11 protein-coding genes are annotated in these 14,898 nt (G+C 71.8%); 3 read left to right on the forward strand and 8 right to left on the reverse strand.

Annotated elements, in window-relative coordinates:
• Positions 1–29: 29 nt before the first annotated feature.
• The 5 genes from glpK to JF597_RS12950 form a co-directional block, all read right to left on the reverse strand.
• On the reverse strand, positions 30–1,547 hold the full coding sequence (gene glpK / locus JF597_RS12930) for a glycerol kinase GlpK (RefSeq protein WP_293993352.1): 1,518 nt from the start codon (positions 1,545–1,547) through the stop codon (positions 30–32).
• Between the two features lie 56 nt (positions 1,548–1,603).
• On the reverse strand, positions 1,604–2,341 hold the full coding sequence (locus tag JF597_RS12935) for an MIP/aquaporin family protein (protein ID WP_293993353.1): 738 nt from the start codon (positions 2,339–2,341) through the stop codon (positions 1,604–1,606).
• Positions 2,342–2,648: 307 nt separating this feature from the next.
• Complete coding sequence (locus JF597_RS12940; RefSeq protein ID WP_293993354.1) at positions 2,649–4,289, reverse strand: GGDEF domain-containing protein; 1,641 nt, start codon at positions 4,287–4,289, stop codon at positions 2,649–2,651.
• Positions 4,290–4,400: 111 nt separating this feature from the next.
• A complete protein-coding gene (locus tag JF597_RS12945; protein WP_293993366.1) occupies positions 4,401–5,591 on the reverse strand; it encodes a lipid-transfer protein in 1,191 nt (396 codons plus the stop codon).
• Positions 5,588–6,034 carry a zinc ribbon domain-containing protein gene (locus JF597_RS12950; RefSeq protein ID WP_293993355.1) on the reverse strand — a complete coding sequence of 149 codons (447 nt, stop codon included), beginning with the start codon at positions 6,032–6,034 and terminating at the stop codon, positions 5,588–5,590. The genes JF597_RS12945 and JF597_RS12950 overlap by 4 nt, the downstream gene beginning before the upstream one ends.
• Positions 6,035–6,228: 194 nt before the next feature.
• Here JF597_RS12950 and JF597_RS12955 point away from each other — a divergent pair, with 194 nt between their 5' ends.
• On the forward strand, positions 6,229–6,762 hold the full coding sequence (locus JF597_RS12955) for an NUDIX domain-containing protein (protein WP_293993356.1): 534 nt from the start codon (positions 6,229–6,231) through the stop codon (positions 6,760–6,762).
• A gap of 10 nt (positions 6,763–6,772) precedes the next feature.
• On the opposite strand, the gene JF597_RS12960 is transcribed toward JF597_RS12955, so the two are convergent.
• Positions 6,773–9,133: a TIM-barrel domain-containing protein gene (locus tag JF597_RS12960; protein WP_293993357.1), complete on the reverse strand. Its 2,361-nt coding sequence runs from the start codon at positions 9,131–9,133 to the stop codon at positions 6,773–6,775.
• A 213-nt stretch (positions 9,134–9,346) separates the two neighbouring features.
• Between JF597_RS12960 and JF597_RS12965 the strand changes: the two genes are divergently transcribed.
• Both JF597_RS12965 and JF597_RS12970 read left to right on the forward strand, forming a co-directional pair.
• Positions 9,347–11,314 (forward strand): acetoacetate--CoA ligase, encoded by a 1,968-nt coding sequence (locus JF597_RS12965; protein WP_293993358.1) that lies wholly within the window; start codon positions 9,347–9,349, stop codon positions 11,312–11,314.
• A 73-nt stretch (positions 11,315–11,387) separates the two neighbouring features.
• Positions 11,388–12,281, forward strand: a complete 894-nt coding sequence (locus JF597_RS12970; RefSeq protein WP_293993359.1) for a hypothetical protein — start codon at positions 11,388–11,390, stop codon at positions 12,279–12,281.
• Positions 12,282–12,349: 68 nt separating this feature from the next.
• On the opposite strand, the gene ptsP is transcribed toward JF597_RS12970, so the two are convergent.
• Positions 12,350–14,020: a phosphoenolpyruvate--protein phosphotransferase gene (gene ptsP / locus JF597_RS12975; RefSeq protein WP_293993360.1), complete on the reverse strand. Its 1,671-nt coding sequence runs from the start codon at positions 14,018–14,020 to the stop codon at positions 12,350–12,352.
• 107 nt (positions 14,021–14,127) lie between these two features.
• Positions 14,128–14,577, reverse strand: a complete 450-nt coding sequence (locus JF597_RS12980) for a PTS glucose transporter subunit IIA (protein WP_293993361.1) — start codon at positions 14,575–14,577, stop codon at positions 14,128–14,130.
• Between the last annotated feature and the right edge of the window lie 321 nt (positions 14,578–14,898).

Below are 14,898 nucleotides of genomic sequence, written 5' to 3' on the forward strand. Positions count from 1 at the left end.
CCGGGGTACGGGCCGTGGTCAGGGGTGGGTCACTCGCCGTCCTCCAGCCAGCCGAAGCTCTTCTCCACCGCCTTGCGCCAGTTCGCGTACTCGCGGTCGCGCACCGACGCCGCCATGGCGGGCGTCCACTCCGCGTCCTTCTGCCAGTGGGACCTGAGCTCGTCCAGGTCGTTCCACACGCCGGTGGCCAGGCCGGCCGCGTAGGCGGCGCCCAGGCAGGTCGTCTCGGCGACCCGGGGCCGGATCACCGGTACGCCGAGGACGTCGGCCTGGTGCTGCATCAGGAGGTTGTTCCCGGTCATGCCGCCGTCCACCTTCAGGGTGGTGATCGGCACCCCGGAGTCCTGGTACATCGCGTCCACGACCTCCCGGGTCTGCCAGCTCGTCGCCTCCAGGACCGCGCGGGCGAGGTGCGCCTTGGTGACGTACCGGGTCAGCCCGGTGACGACCCCGCGCGCGTCGGAGCGCCAGTAGGGCGCGAACAGGCCGGAGAAGGCCGGCACGATGTAGGCGCCGCCGTTGTCGTCGACGCTCGCCGCCAGCGTCTCGATCTCGTCTGCGGTGCGGATGATGCCGAGCTGGTCGCGGAACCACTGGACGAGCGCGCCCGTGATCGCGATCGAACCCTCCAGGCAGTAGACCGGCGCCTCGGTCCCGATCCGGTACCCCATCGTCGTCAGCAGCCCGCTCTTGGACGGCACCGGCCGGTTGCCGGTGTTGAGCAGCAGGAAGCTGCCCGTCCCGTAGGTGTTCTTCGCCGTGCCGACGTCGTAGCAGGCCTGCCCGAAGACCGCCGCCTGCTGGTCGCCCAGCGCGGACGCCACCGGCACCCCGGCGAGCTGGCCGACCGCGGTGCCGTACACCTCGGCGGACGACCTGATCTCGGGCAGCACAGCCTCGGGCACGTTCATCGCGGCGAGGATGGCCGGGTCCCACTGGAGGGTCTCCAGGTTCATCAGCATGGTGCGCCCGGCGTTGGTGACGTCGGTGACGTGCCGGCCGCCGTCGGTGCCGCCGGTGAGGTTCCAGATGAGCCAGGAGTCGATGGTGCCGAAGGCGATCTCGCCGCGCTCGGCCCGGTCCCGCAGCCCGGGCACGTTGTCCAGCAGCCAGGCCGCCTTGGGCCCGGAGAAGTAGCTGGCCAGCGGCAGCCCGGTCTGCTCGCGGAAGCGGTCCTGCCCGTCGCTGCCGCCGAGTTCGTGACACAGGGCCGCGGTGCGGGTGTCCTGCCAGACGATCGCGTTGTGCACGGGCTTGCCGGTGGCGCGGTCCCACAGCACGGTCGTCTCGCGCTGGTTGGTGATGCCCAGCGCGCTCAACTGGTCGGGGCGCAGTCCCGCGTTGGCGAGCGCCCCGGCCACCACGGCCTGCACCTTGGACCAGATCTCGGTGGCGTCGTGCTCCACCCAGCCGGGCTTGGGGAAGATCTGGCGGTGCTCGCGCTGGTCGACGGCGACGATCGCGCCGGAGTGGTCGAAGATGATGCAGCGGCTCGACGTGGTGCCCTGGTCGATTGCGGCGACGTACTTCTCGGCGGTGTCCGGCATGGCTACCCCTTGGTCGCTGGGTCGGAAGGCTGCGTTGGTGGGAGGTCCGCGTCGAGTCAGAAGGCCACGTTGTAGATGAGGCCCGCGAGCGCCCCGCCGATCAGGGGGCCGGCGACCGGGATCCAGGCGTAACCCCAGTCCGACGTGCCCTTGTTGGGAATCGGCAGGAAGGCGTGCACGATCCGCGGGCCGAGGTCGCGCGTCGGGTTGATGGCGTAGCCGGTGGGGCCGCCGAGCGACAGCCCGATGCCGACGACGAGCAGCGAGACGATGAGCACGGTGGTGCCGGACTCGCCGAGTCCCTTGGTCAGTCCGAAGGCGAGGATCGGCAGGACCAGCGCGATCGTGGCGATGATCTCGGTGATCAGGTTGGCGACCGGGTTCCGGATCTCCGGGATGGTGGAGAAGATGCCGAGCGTCGGCGTCGGCTCCTCTCCCGACTCCTCGTCGCGCACGTTGGCCTGGAACTGGGCCAGGTAGACCAGGTAGGTCAGCACGGCCCCGAGCACCGCCCCGACGAACTGCCCGAGCAGGTACACCCAGACCTTGCCCCACGCCCCGGTGTCGACGGCGATGCCGATGGTGACCGCGGGGTTCAGCTGCCCGCCGGAGAGGGGAGCGGCGGTGTAGGCGCCGGCGAGGACGCCGAACCCCCAGCCGAACGCGATCACCACCCACCCCGCGGCCCGGGCCTTGGAGTGTCTGAGGGTGACCGCGGCGCAGACACCGGCGCCGAACAGGATCAGGATGGCCGTGCCGATGACTTCGCCGACGAAGATGTCTCCGTTGCTCATGGCGGCTCCTAGGGCGCTGGCCGGGGGACGGACCCCGGCGCATTGAGCAGGAACGGTTCCCTTGGCGACGTCAGCCGAAGGCAGGGAAGGTCCCGCGCCCCGCCCGGCGTCTGTGACGAGCGTGCCGTAGCGGCCGAATCGCCCATGGGGGAAAGAGCCTGGAGACAGGAGCGGGCCATGGCGCAGTGCCTGAATACGCCGAGAATGTACGGCGATGTCGACCGACACCGGAAGTTTTCACCGGCACTCAGGGGGCGTCAAGGTCGTCGACGTCAACGATGACAGGCAACTCGTCGCAGGGCAGCTGTCACGGCTCCACCGAGGCGTATCCGGCCTGGGCCGGGTACGCGTCCGAGCCGCGCCGGATCTCGTGTCCGGGCAGTCCCGCCCGCCCCAGCACCCAGCTCGCCCCGTGCAGCGCCTTGGCGGCCTTCTTGAGCGGTGCCAGACAGGCGGCCGCCTGCCGGTGGTCGGCCACGCTGCCCGGACCGCACACGACGGTGGCCAGGGACAGCGTGACGGGACGCCCGCCCGCGGACCAGGGCGCGTCGAGCAGGGCGGCGACCTGGTCCAGCCCCGCCTCGTCGGCGAGCACCAGGAAGTCGTCCCCGCCGATGTGCCCCACGCGCGCGTGCCCGACGGCGGCCTCCTGCAGCGCCCACCCCACCGAACGGATCAGCTCGTCGCCCGCGGCGAACCCGGCACCGTCGTTCACCTGCTTGAAGTGGTCGATGTCCAGCCAGCTCAGCGCGAAGGCGCGGCCGTGTGCGAGCCACCGGTCCACCTCGCCCGTGATGGCGTCCGAACCGGGCAGCCTGGTCAGCGGATTGAGCCCGGCCGCCTCCTCTACCCGGGTCTCGGCGAGCGCCCGCACCAGGTCGGCGAGGCGCACGACGCCCACGCAGCGACCGAAGCGGTCGACGACCGTCACATCGTCCGAGGTGCGGTCCGGTCCGCCGCCGGCCACCACGTCCAGCACCTCCCAGGCGGTCGCGTCGACGCCGACGGTGCGCGGGGCGTCGCCCAGCTTGAAGGCCGGGCGGTCCGCGTACAGGGCGTGCCCGTAGCGGCCGGACATCGACAGCAGGAACCGGGAGCGGTGCACCGACCGGACGGGGGCGCCGGTCTGGTCGACCAGGAGCACGCCGGAGACGTCCGGGGAGCCGGTCAGCAGCGCCCGCACCTGCAACGCGGACGCGGTGACCGGCAGGAGCGCGGCGGGCCGGACGAACTCGCGCACGGACGGCCCGGAGCGCGGTGGCGGTACGACGGCGGGGGAGGGCGGCGGAACGTATACCTCCGCGACCGGGATCCGGGCCGGGGGCGCGAACAGCTCGCCCTGGGCCAGCTGTGCCCCGGCGGACAGCGCGGTCGCGTGCTGGAGTTCGGTCTCCACGCCCTCGACGGCGACCAGGGCGCCGAGTTCCTCGCAGAGGGTCCGCATCGCACGCACCGCGGCCGGCCGGGCGAGCAGCGAGGCGTCGAGCTTGACCAGGTCGGGGGAGAGGTCGGTGAGCAGCCGCAGCGGCACGTCCCCGTCCCCGATGCCGTCCGCGCTGATCCGGAAGCCCTGGCCGCGCAGCACCGCCACGGCCTCCAGCAGGGCCCGCTGCGGTACGTGGGTGTACGGCGGGACGATGTCCAGGGTGACTTCCCAGGGCATCCGTCCGGCCTCGCGGACGGCCTCGGGCAGCGGTCCGATGCCGCCCAGGTCGGCGAGGGTGGCCGCGAAGACGTTGAGGTGCAGCGGCAGCAGTGTCTCCTTGCGGGCCGCCGCGCGGAGGGCCAACACGGCAAGTCTGCTGTCGAGTTCGGGGTTCCGGCGGGCTTCGGCGAGGATGTCCCCGGTCTCGGGGCGGGCGAGGATCTCCAGTGCGGTGATCCCGCCGGTCGTCAGATTGACCACCGGCTGGAAGGCGAAACGGAGAGCATCCGTCCAGGTGCGCACGGGAGCATGATGACGTTACCGGCGCACGCCCATGGGCAGTTCATGAGACGTTCACGCACCATTTCGGGATGCTCACGCAGGGTATGCACCCTCTGGTGGGCACCCGTCCCGTCAGCGCACCGCTATCACGGACGAGCCGTGCCCGAACAGCCCCTGATTGGCCGTGATCCCCACACGCGCGTGTGCCACCTGGCGGTCGCCCGCCGCGTCCCGCAACTGCCAGGCCAGCTCGCACACCTGGGCGATCGCCTGGGCCGGCACCGCCTCCCCGAACGAGGCGAGCCCGCCGCTGGCGTTGACCGGTATACGGCCGCCCGGGGCCGTCACGCCCTCGCGCAGCAGCTTCGCCGCCTCACCCTCGGCGCACAGCCCCAGATCCTCGTACCACTGCAACTCCAGCGCGGTGGAGAGGTCGTACACCTCGGCGAGCGACAAGTCCTCGGGGCAGATGCCGGCCTCTTCGTAGGCGGCCCGCGCGATCGAGGCGCGGAAACTCTCCGGCGGTGGATCCACGGCAGCCGCCGAGTCCGTGGCGATGTCCGGGAGGTCCAGCACCGTGTTCGGGTACCGGGGCGTGACCGTGGAGACCGCGCGGATCCGCACCGGCCGCGCCGCTCCGTGCCGGCGTGCGAACTCCAGGCTGGACAGGACCAGTGCGGCCCCGCCGTCGGAGGTGGCGCAGATGTCCAGCAGCCGCAGCGGATCGGCGACCACCTGGGAGGCGGCGACCTCCTCGGCGGTGACCCGCTTGCGGTAGCGGGCGTACGGGTTGAGCGCCCCGAGGGCCGCGTTCTTCACCTTGACCAGGGCGAAGTCCTCGGGGGTGTCCCCGAACAGGGCCATCCGGCGGCGCGCGTACAGCCCGAAGTACGTCGGATTCGTCGCCCCCAGCAGCCGGAAGCGCAGCCAGTCGGGATCGTCGGGGCGCTCTCCTCCGGCGGGCCGGAAGAAGCCCTTGGGTGCCGCGTCCGCACCCACCACGAGCACCGCGTCCGCGAGGCCCGCCAGGATCTGTGCCCGCGCCGCGGCGACCGCCTGCGCCCCGGACGCGCACGCCGCGTACACGCTCGCGACCCGCGCCCCCTGCCAGCCCAGCGCCTTCGCGAAGGTCGCGCCCGCCACATAGCCGGGGTATCCGCCACGGACCGTGTCGGCGCCCACGACCGAGCCGATGTCCCGCCACTCGAGTCCGGCGTCCGCGAGCGCCGCGCGGGCGGCCGCCGTCCCGTACTCGACGAAGTTCCGGCCCCACTTGCCCCAGGGGTGCATGCCCACGCCGAGCACCGCCACGTCCGCCGTCATGCCGCCACCCCCGTCGGCCGCCAGTGCCAGGTCGTCCACGTCGTCTGCGCGTCCTCGCCCAGGACTCCGGGGACGACCTCGACCTCCATGCCCACCGTCAGATCGGCGGCGGTGATCCCGGGAACCGCCTGTCCCAGCACCACGATCCGCTCGGACGCCAGCTCCACAGCGATCAACGCGTACGGTTCCCACGGAAGTTCCGCGTCGCTCACATAGGGTGACGGGGGACGGTACCTGCTGTCGGTGTACGACCAGATCCGTCCGCGCTGGGAGAGCGGGACCTCCTCGAGGTCGCCGCCCGCGCAGCCGGGGTTGCGGCAGTGGACGTCCTCGCGCGGGAAGAAGACCGAGCCGCAGGCCGCACAGCGGGTTCCCAGAAGCCGGAAACCGTCCCCCTCACCCGTGAACCAGCCGTCGACCGCCGGCTTGCGTGTGCGCGCCAAAGCTCCTCCAGGACACGAGAGCTGACGGAACGTCAGAAGTGTGCCACGGACCGCCGGGATTGGGCAGGCCGCGCGGGCGGATCCCGCCGCGCCGCCCCCTCCCGGCTCCGGACCGGCGGATGTCCGTTCACTTCCGGAAGGAGACGTTCCCTTGACCGTGAGACGTCGTTCTCCTGATCGGATAAAGTCCGCGCGTGTCCGAAAATCAGCACCCAATTGCCAACTCCGCTCCGGACTCGCACTGTTCGAGCTGCGGAGCGGCCTACGGAGAGGGAATCTCCGGCTGGCCCCGTACCTGCCCGGCCTGCGGCCACGTCGTCTACCGCAACCCGCTGCCGGTGGCGATCGCCCTCCAGCCCGTCTACGACACGAAGGGCACCGCCCTGGTCGTCATCACCCGCACGGTGGCCCCCGCGCGCGGGGGCATCGCGCTGCCCGGGGGCTACGTCGACGACCGTGAGGACTGGCGGCACGCCGTCGTCCGCGAACTCAAGGAGGAGACGGGCATCGACGCGGCCGCCCGCGACGTACGGCTCGTCGACGCCATCAGCTCACCCGACGGGCACCTGCTGCTGTTCGGCCTCCTCCCGGAACGCCCGGCCGAAGGCCTCCCGCCGTCGGGCGCGACCGACGAGACGGAGGGCTGGCACCTGCTGCGCCGCCCCGAGGAACTCGCCTTCCCGCTGCACAGCGTGGCCGTACGCGCGTGGTTCGAGGGCCGCTACTGAGCCCTGCGGCTCATTGCAGCCCCCGGACCCGGACGGGCCGGGACGGCTCACTCACGCCCGTCTCGTCCTCGCGTGCGACCACCACACGCCGGCCCTCCCAGCGGGCGACGTACCGCTCGATCTCCGGCTCCTCCCAGCCGTCGCCCGCGTCCGGCACGAACAGCCCGCCTCCCGTCCGCCCCCGGGCGGGCGCCCACACCTCCAGCCGCGTCCCGCCGTCCTCGTCCCGCACGGGCAGGACGGCGCCCGCGCGCGCCAGCACCGGGATCCGCGACAGCGGGGCATCGACGAGCACCTGCCCGGGACCCTCGTACGCCTGCTCGGTCACCGTGTCGTACCAGCGCCCGCGAGGCAGCTGCACCGCACGCCGGTCGCCCCCCGGATCCAGCACCGGAGCCACCAGCAGGGCGTCGCCCAGCAGGAACGCGTCCTCGCAGTCGCGCAGCGCCCGGTCCTCCGGCGCCCCCCACCACACCGGCCGCACGTACGGTGCACCGGTCCGCCGGGCCAGCTGCGCCAGCGTCATGAAGTACGGCAGCAGGCGCCGCCGGTCGAGAAGCGCCACGCGCGCGTGCTCCAGCACCTCGCCCCCGAACTCCCACGGTTCCCGGCGCCCCGCCCGCATGCTCGCGTGCGTGCGGAACAGCGGCAGGTACGCGCCCAGCTGGAACCAGCGCAGAAACAGCTCCGGCGACGGGCTCCCGTCGAATCCGCCCACGTCCGGCCCGGAGTACGGCACCCCGCACAGCCCCAGCCCCAGCACCAGCGACAGAGAGGCACGCAGCCCCGGCCAGCCAGTGGCGACGTCACCGGACCAGGTGCCGCCATAACGCTGCACACCGGCCCAGCCCGAGCGGGAGAACAGGAAAGGACGATCCCCGGGCGCGAGTTGACGCAGACCCTGGTAGGCCGCCCGCGCCATGCAGAGCGCGTAGACGTTGTGCGCCTCCCGGTGGTCGCCGCCGCGCCCCTCCAGGGCGTGCCGCGCCGAACGCGGCAGCGTCGACTCGCCGAACGCGCTGAAGGACGTCGGCTCGTTCATGTCGTGCCAGAACCCGGCGAAGCCCTGCGCCAGCCGCTCCTCGTACAGCCCGCCCCACCACGCGCGCACGCGCGCGTCCGTGAAGTCGGGGAAGACCGCCTCCCCGGACCACACCACCCCCTGCACCGTCCGCCCCGACGGATCACGGACGAAGGCGTCGACCGCCGTTCCGCTGTCGTAGACGGCATTGCCCGGTTCCGCCTTGACCGCCGGGTCGACGATCGACACCAGCCGGATCCCGTCCCGCCGCAGCTCCTCCGCCAGCGTCGGCAGCTTCGGGAAGCGCTCGTGGTCGACCGTGAACACCTGGTTGCCGTCGTAGTGGTCGATGTCCAGGTGGACGGCGTCCAGTGGCAGACCGCGCTCCTGGTAACCGGCGACGATCCGCCGCACCTCCTGCTCGCTGCCGAAGCCCCACCGCGCGTGCTGATGACCCAGCGCCCACGCCGGCGGCAGCGCGGGCGCGCCCGTGAGCGAGGCCCACGTGTGCAACACGCGCGCGGGGGTGCCCACCATCACCCAGCAGCGCAGCGGACCGCCGTCCATCCGCAGCTCGCAGCGCCCGGCCCGGTCGTGCCCGGAACCGGCGCCCTCCTCGCCCTCCCGGAGTGTCACGGACCCGTCCCAGGAGCTGTCGTGGAACACCAGATGCGCCGCCGCGTCCGCCACCACGAACTGCACCGGCATGGTGATGTACAGCGGATCGTCACCGGGCCCGAAGGCACGGCCGGGATCGGTGTTCCACAACCGGTACGTGCCGTCCCGCAGCCGCGGCCCCGAGGGACGGCCGCCAAGACCGAAGAACCGCGCGTCCGCGGCCACCTCCGACCGCTGCACCCAGCGCGCCTCACCCCCGCCCACCGGCTCCCACCAGCGCGGCGGCAGATCCCGCCGCAGCATCACGCCACCGGGCGTGCACACCTCCACCGCACCGTGCCGCGAGACGCTGACCGTCACCCGCTCCGCCACGACCCGCCAGCCGCCGTTCGTGTCCGGTTCGAGAACCGCGCGCGGATCCGGCTCAGGACAGCGCCCTGCAAGCGCGTACGACGGCTCGGGACCGGCCCCGTCCCAGCCCCAGAAAACGGCCCCGTTCACGGCGACCGTGATCCGCAGCTCGGACCGGCTGAACCGGATCACACCGCCGCCCGGCCCCGGCTCCGCGCCCTGCACCGGCCCCGGCACCCGGGCCCGCTCCGCCCCGCGCGCGGGCAGCCCGGCGGCATCGATCCGCTTTCTGCGCCACGCGGCCCGCACGGTACGCAACCCCTGAGCCGCCTTGCTCGAACCGACCACTCTCACCGAACGCACCAGGTCACGACCGTCCATGCTGCTCACCCTGCCACTCAGCGCCCCACACGCGTGTGCCGTTCAACTGCCGTTCACCCGTGCCGGGACCACATCTTCATGACACGGACTATGTGGAGCGCGCCCTGGTGTAGAAGTCGATCACATGGCATCGTCCCTGTCAGCCGCGTCACGCGCACACCCCAGCCCGTGCGCGTCCCACGCACACAAAGCGCAGAAGCCCGGGAGCCTCCCATGTCGACCGCGAATCCCCAGCCGCTCTGGCAGCCCGATCCGCAGCGGATCGCCCAGGCACGCATCACCAGGTTCCAGTCCTGGGCGGCGGAACACCACCAAGCCCCCGCCGACGGCGGCTACCCGGCCCTGCACCGCTGGTCCGTCGACCACCTGGACACCTTCTGGAAAGCCGTCACGGAATACTTCGACGTGCGGTTCTCGACGCCCTACGCGCGCGTGCTCGGCGACCGCGCCATGCCCGGCGCCGAGTGGTTCCCCGGCGCGAGGCTGAACTACGCCGAGCACGCCCTGCGGGCCGCCGCCACCCGCGCGGACGAACCCGCCCTCCTGTACGTCGACGAGACCCACGAACCCCGACCGGTCACCTGGGCGGAGCTGCGCCGACAGGTGGGCTCCCTGGCCGCCGAACTCCGCGCCCTCGGCGTCCGCCCCGGCGACAGCGTCAGCGGCTACCTCCCGAACGTCCCGCAGGCCGTGGTCGCCCTGCTCGCCACCGCCGCCGTGGGCGCCGTCTGGACCTCCTGCGCCCCCGACTTCGGCGCCCGCAGCGTCCTGGACCGCTTCCAGCAGGTCGAGCCCGTCGTCCTGTTCACCGTCGACGGCTACCGCTACGGCGGCAAGGAGCACGACCGGCGCGAGACCGTCGCCGAACTCCGCCGCGACCTGCCCACCCTGCGCGCCGTCGTGCACATCCCACTGCTCGGCACCCCGGCTCCCGAGGGCGCCCTGGAGTGGTCGGCGCTCACCTCGGCCGACGCCCAGCCCGAGTTCGAACAGGTCCCCTTCGACCACCCGCTCTGGGTGCTCTACTCCTCGGGGACCACCGGCCTGCCCAAGGCCATCGTCCAGTCCCAGGGCGGCATCCTGGTCGAACACCTCAAACAACTCGGACTGCACTGCGACCTGGGCCCCGAGGACCGCTTCTTCTGGTACACCTCGACCGGCTGGATGATGTGGAACTTCCTCGTCTCCGGCCTCCTCACCGGCACCACGATCGTCCTGTACGACGGCAGCCCCGGCTATCCCGACACCGGCGCCCAGTGGCGCGTCGCCGAACGCACCGGAGCCACCCTCTACGGCACCTCCGCCGCGTACGTGATGGCCTGCCGCAAGGCCGGGGTGCACCCCTCCCGGGACTACGACCTCTCCCGGGTGAAGTGCGTCGCCACCACCGGCTCGCCGCTGCCCCCCGACGGCTTCCGCTGGCTGCACGACGCGGTCCGCGACGACCTCTGGATCGCCTCCGTCAGCGGTGGCACCGACGTCTGCTCCTGTTTCGCCGGCGCCGTGCCCACCCTGCCGGTCTACACCGGCGAACTGCAGGCACCCGGCCTCGGCACCGACCTCCAGGCCTGGGACCCGGCCGGCCACCCCGTCATCGACGAAGTGGGCGAACTGGTCGTCACCAACCCCATGCCCTCCATGCCGATCCGCTTCTGGAACGACCCCGACGGCAGCCGCTACCACGAGAGCTACTTCGACACCTACCCCGGCGTCTGGCGCCATGGCGACTGGATCACCGTCACCGCACGCGACACGGTGATCATCCACGGCCGCTCCGACTCCACGCTCAACCGCCAGGGCGTACGGATGGGCTCGGCCGACATCTACGAGGTCGTCGAGCGCCTCCCCGAGATCAAGGAGTCCCTCGTCATCGGCGTCGAACAGCCCGACGGCGGCTACTGGATGCCCCTCTTCGTCCACCTGGCACCGGGCGCGGTCCTCGACGAGGCCCTGCTGAACCGCATCAAGCAGGCCATCCGGGAACAGCTCTCGCCCCGTCACGTCCCGGACGAGGTCATCGAGGTCCCCGGCGTCCCGCACACCCTCACCGGAAAGCGCATCGAGGTACCCGTCAAGCGCCTCCTCCAGGGCGCGCCCCTGGAAAAGGCCGTCAACCCCGGCTCCATCGACAACCTCGACCTGCTGATCCACTTCGAGGACCTCGCCCGCAAGCGCGCCTGATGTCCGCATCCCCCGTTGTCAGTGGCGCCGGTTACTGTGAGTGAGCATTGATCGACCGCTCACAGGGGGAACCATGGCGCACACCGACCACCGGACCATGCGACGCGTCCTGCGCCGCGAGATCGCCGGCACCATCGGCCTGCTCACCGACGAACACGACTTCCGCGCCATGCGGCGTTACCGCACCTTCACCTTCGACGACCACCTCACCTACCTGCGCCAGATCGAAGCCCTCCTCAGGGCCCGCGCCGCCGAGGGCACCCACACCACACTCGCCTTGTTCGACCCGGAGGAATACGCCGAGTTCTGCACAACCACCGGCCTCCCCCCGGACGACCCGGCCAGCCGCACGCGCTTCACCGCCGAACTCGCGGCCACCGGCGCCACCGTCCCCTACGACGGCCGGCCCCTCACCGATCTCGTCCCCGCCCTCGTCGACGAGGCCGTACGACAGGCCACCTGGGAGTACGCCAGCACCCTCCTCGCCCGCCTCGGACCCTGCCCCACTTGTGGTGAAGACATCGGACGCGCCGCCTTCACCCGCGCCTCCCACCTCCTGACCCGCATCCTCGACACCGCCCCGGCAGGCATCCGGCACCTCGTGTGCAGCGTCTCCGGATCACCCGAAACCCTCGTCACCGTCCTGCACGCCGACCGGAACAGCGACGGCACCACCCACCTCGACGAGGCCGAAGCCCTCGAATTCACCAGCGTCCTCGCCCTCGGCCTCGCCACCAGCAGTCCCGGCGGACTCGTCATGCGCACCAGCGCCGCCGGCACCCCCGACCGCGTCTACGGCTGGCGGCTGCGGGGCAACGAACTCGGTCCCCTCACCGCCGGCGAGGTGTTCGACGCGTACTGCACCGACGTCGAATCGGGCGACCTCATCTCACCGGAATCGGACGTCGACTACTGCGCGCCGCCCGACCTGGGCGACCAGCGGACCATCCCCGGCCACCACCACTGACAACACCGGGGGCGCCCCACCCACAGGTGGAGCGCCCCCGGAAAGACAGCCGGTCACAGCCGTGCCGGCTACTCGCCGGACAGCACCGCCTGAGCCGCCGCACGGGCCTCGACCGCGCTGTCGGTGGCACGCGCCGCCGCCGCGGCCCGCTCGCACTGAGCCAGCGTGTACTTGGCCAGCATCGCCCGGACATAAGGAATCGACGCCGCGCCCATGGAGAGGGAGGTGACACCCAGACCCGTCAGCACACAGGCCAGCAGCGGATCCGACGCGGCCTCACCGCACACGCCACAGCTCTTGCCCTCGGCGCGCGCTGCCTCCGCCGACAGCGCGACCAGGTCGAGCAGCGCGGGCTGCCACGGATCCTGCAACCGGGACACCGCACCGACCTGACGGTCGGCGGCGAACGTGTACTGAGCCAGGTCGTTGGTGCCCAGCGACAGGAACTCGACCTCCTGGAGGACCGAGCGCGCCCGCAGCGCGGCCGACGGGATCTCCACCATCGCCCCGAACTTGGCCCGCAGCCCCGCCTCCCGGCAGGCGTCCGCGAACGCCTTCGCGTCGGCGCGGTCCGCCACCATCGGTGCCATGACCTCAAGGTGGACGGGCAGCCCTTCGGCGGCCTTCGCCAACGCCGTCAGCTGGGTACGCAGCACTTCGGGGTGGTCGAGCAGGGTGCGCAGACCACGCACGCCCAGCGCCGGGTTCGGCTCGTCCGCCGGCGTCAGGAAGTCCAGCGGCTTGTCCGCGCCCGCGTCCAGCACCCGCACGACGACCCGGCCCTCGGGGAAGGCCTCGAGCACCTGACGGTAGGCCTCGACCTGCTTCTCCTCGGAAGGAGCGCTCTTGCTGTCGTCGAGGAACAGGAACTCGGTACGGAACAGACCGACGCCCTCGGCACCGGCCTCCACGGCAGCCGGCACGTCCGCCGGACCGCCCACATTGGCGAGCAGCGGCACCTTGTGCCCGTCCGCGGTCGCGCCCGGGCCGGTCGAGGCGGACAGCGCCGCCTTCCGCTCGGCGGCCGCCGCCGTCAGCGCCGCCTTCTTCTCCGCACTGGGGTTCACGAAGATGTCGCCGGTGCTGCCGTCGACGGCGACCACGGTGCCCTCGGCAAGCTCCCCGGCACCCGGCAGCGCCACCACGGCCGGCACACCGAGGGCCCGCGCCAGGATCGCGCTGTGGCTCGTCGGCCCGCCCTCCTCGGTCACGAAACCGAGCACCAGAGCAGGGTCGAGAAGGGCGGTGTCAGCAGGCGCGAGATCCCGGGCCACCAGCACGTACGGCTCGTCACTGTCCGGGACACCCGGCATCGGAACGCCCAGCAGCCGGGCGACGATACGATTCCGCACATCGTCCAGGTCGGCGACCCGGCCGGCGAGGTACTCGCCCGCTCCGGCCAGCAGCTCGCGGTACGCGGCGAACGCGTCGTACACGGCGCGCTCGGCGGTGCTGCCGACGGCGATCCGGCGGTCCACGTCGGACATCAGCTCGGGGTCCTGCGCCATCATGGCCTGCGCCTCGAGCACCGCCTGGGCCTCGCCGCCCGCCAGATTGCCGCGGGCCACCAGGTCGGCCGCCACGGCATCCACTGCCTGACGGGCGCGCCCCTGCTCCCGCTCCGCCTCTTCCGCGGGGATCTGCTTGGCAGGCGGCTCCAGCACCGCCGTTCCCATGTGCCGAACCTCGCCGATCGCCACACCGTGGCTCACGCCGACGCCTCGCAGCGTTGTCTCCATCTCACCCGTCTCCGATAGTGCGGCGGGTCCCGCCGCCGCGGTGGTTGTCGTGGTCGTCAGCTACATCAGCTACATCAGCTACAGAGGAACCCGTAGCCACCAAGGAGTCAGTTCCAGGCGAAGAGGCTCTCGCCGGCCTTCACGTCGCCGTCCTCGCGGAGTCCGGACAGGGCGTCGGCCGTCGCCTCCAGGGCCACGACGGGGCACACCGGGGACTTGCCGGCGGCCTCGACCTCGGCCGGGTTCCAGCGGACGACGCCTTGCCCGCGGGTGACGGTGTCGCCCTTGTTCACGAGCAGCTCGAAGCCCTGACCGTTGAGCTGCACGGTGTCGATACCGAGGTGGGTGAGCACGCCGTGGCCGCTCTCGTCCACGACGACGAACGCATGCGGGTGCAGAGAGACGATGACGCCGTCCACGGGCGCCACGACCTCGGAAGGCTCACGCAGGGGGTCGATCGCTGTGCCCGGGCCGACCATGGCCCCGGCGAAGACCGGATCCGGCACGGCGGCCAGTCCGATGGCACGTCCTGCGAGCGGGGACGTCACGGTGGTCATGGGAAGCCTCCCAGAAGTGGAGCTGCTTACGGGCCGTCACTGGGTGTCCCGGACGGCACTGAGCAGCAGCGTATGTCATATGAAGTGGCGGTTCCGCATGGAAGCTACCAGGTAGTGGTCTAGACCACCAGCCTAATCGATTTGCATGCCCTTCGAGGCCCCGTGTACAGTCGTACTCCTGCTTGAGACCGAGCGGCGCGACCAAAAGCGTCCTTGCTCAGCAGCACCCAAACTCGTCAGATCCTGAACTCGGGATCACCTTCCGCATGTCTGCGGGAGGGTGGTCAGAGAGACGGAAAAACACTGATAGAGTTTGAAACA

Origin of the sequence: Streptomyces sp. (assembly GCF_019510245.1) — a bacterium.
Taxonomy (GTDB): domain Bacteria; phylum Actinomycetota; class Actinomycetes; order Streptomycetales; family Streptomycetaceae; genus Streptomyces.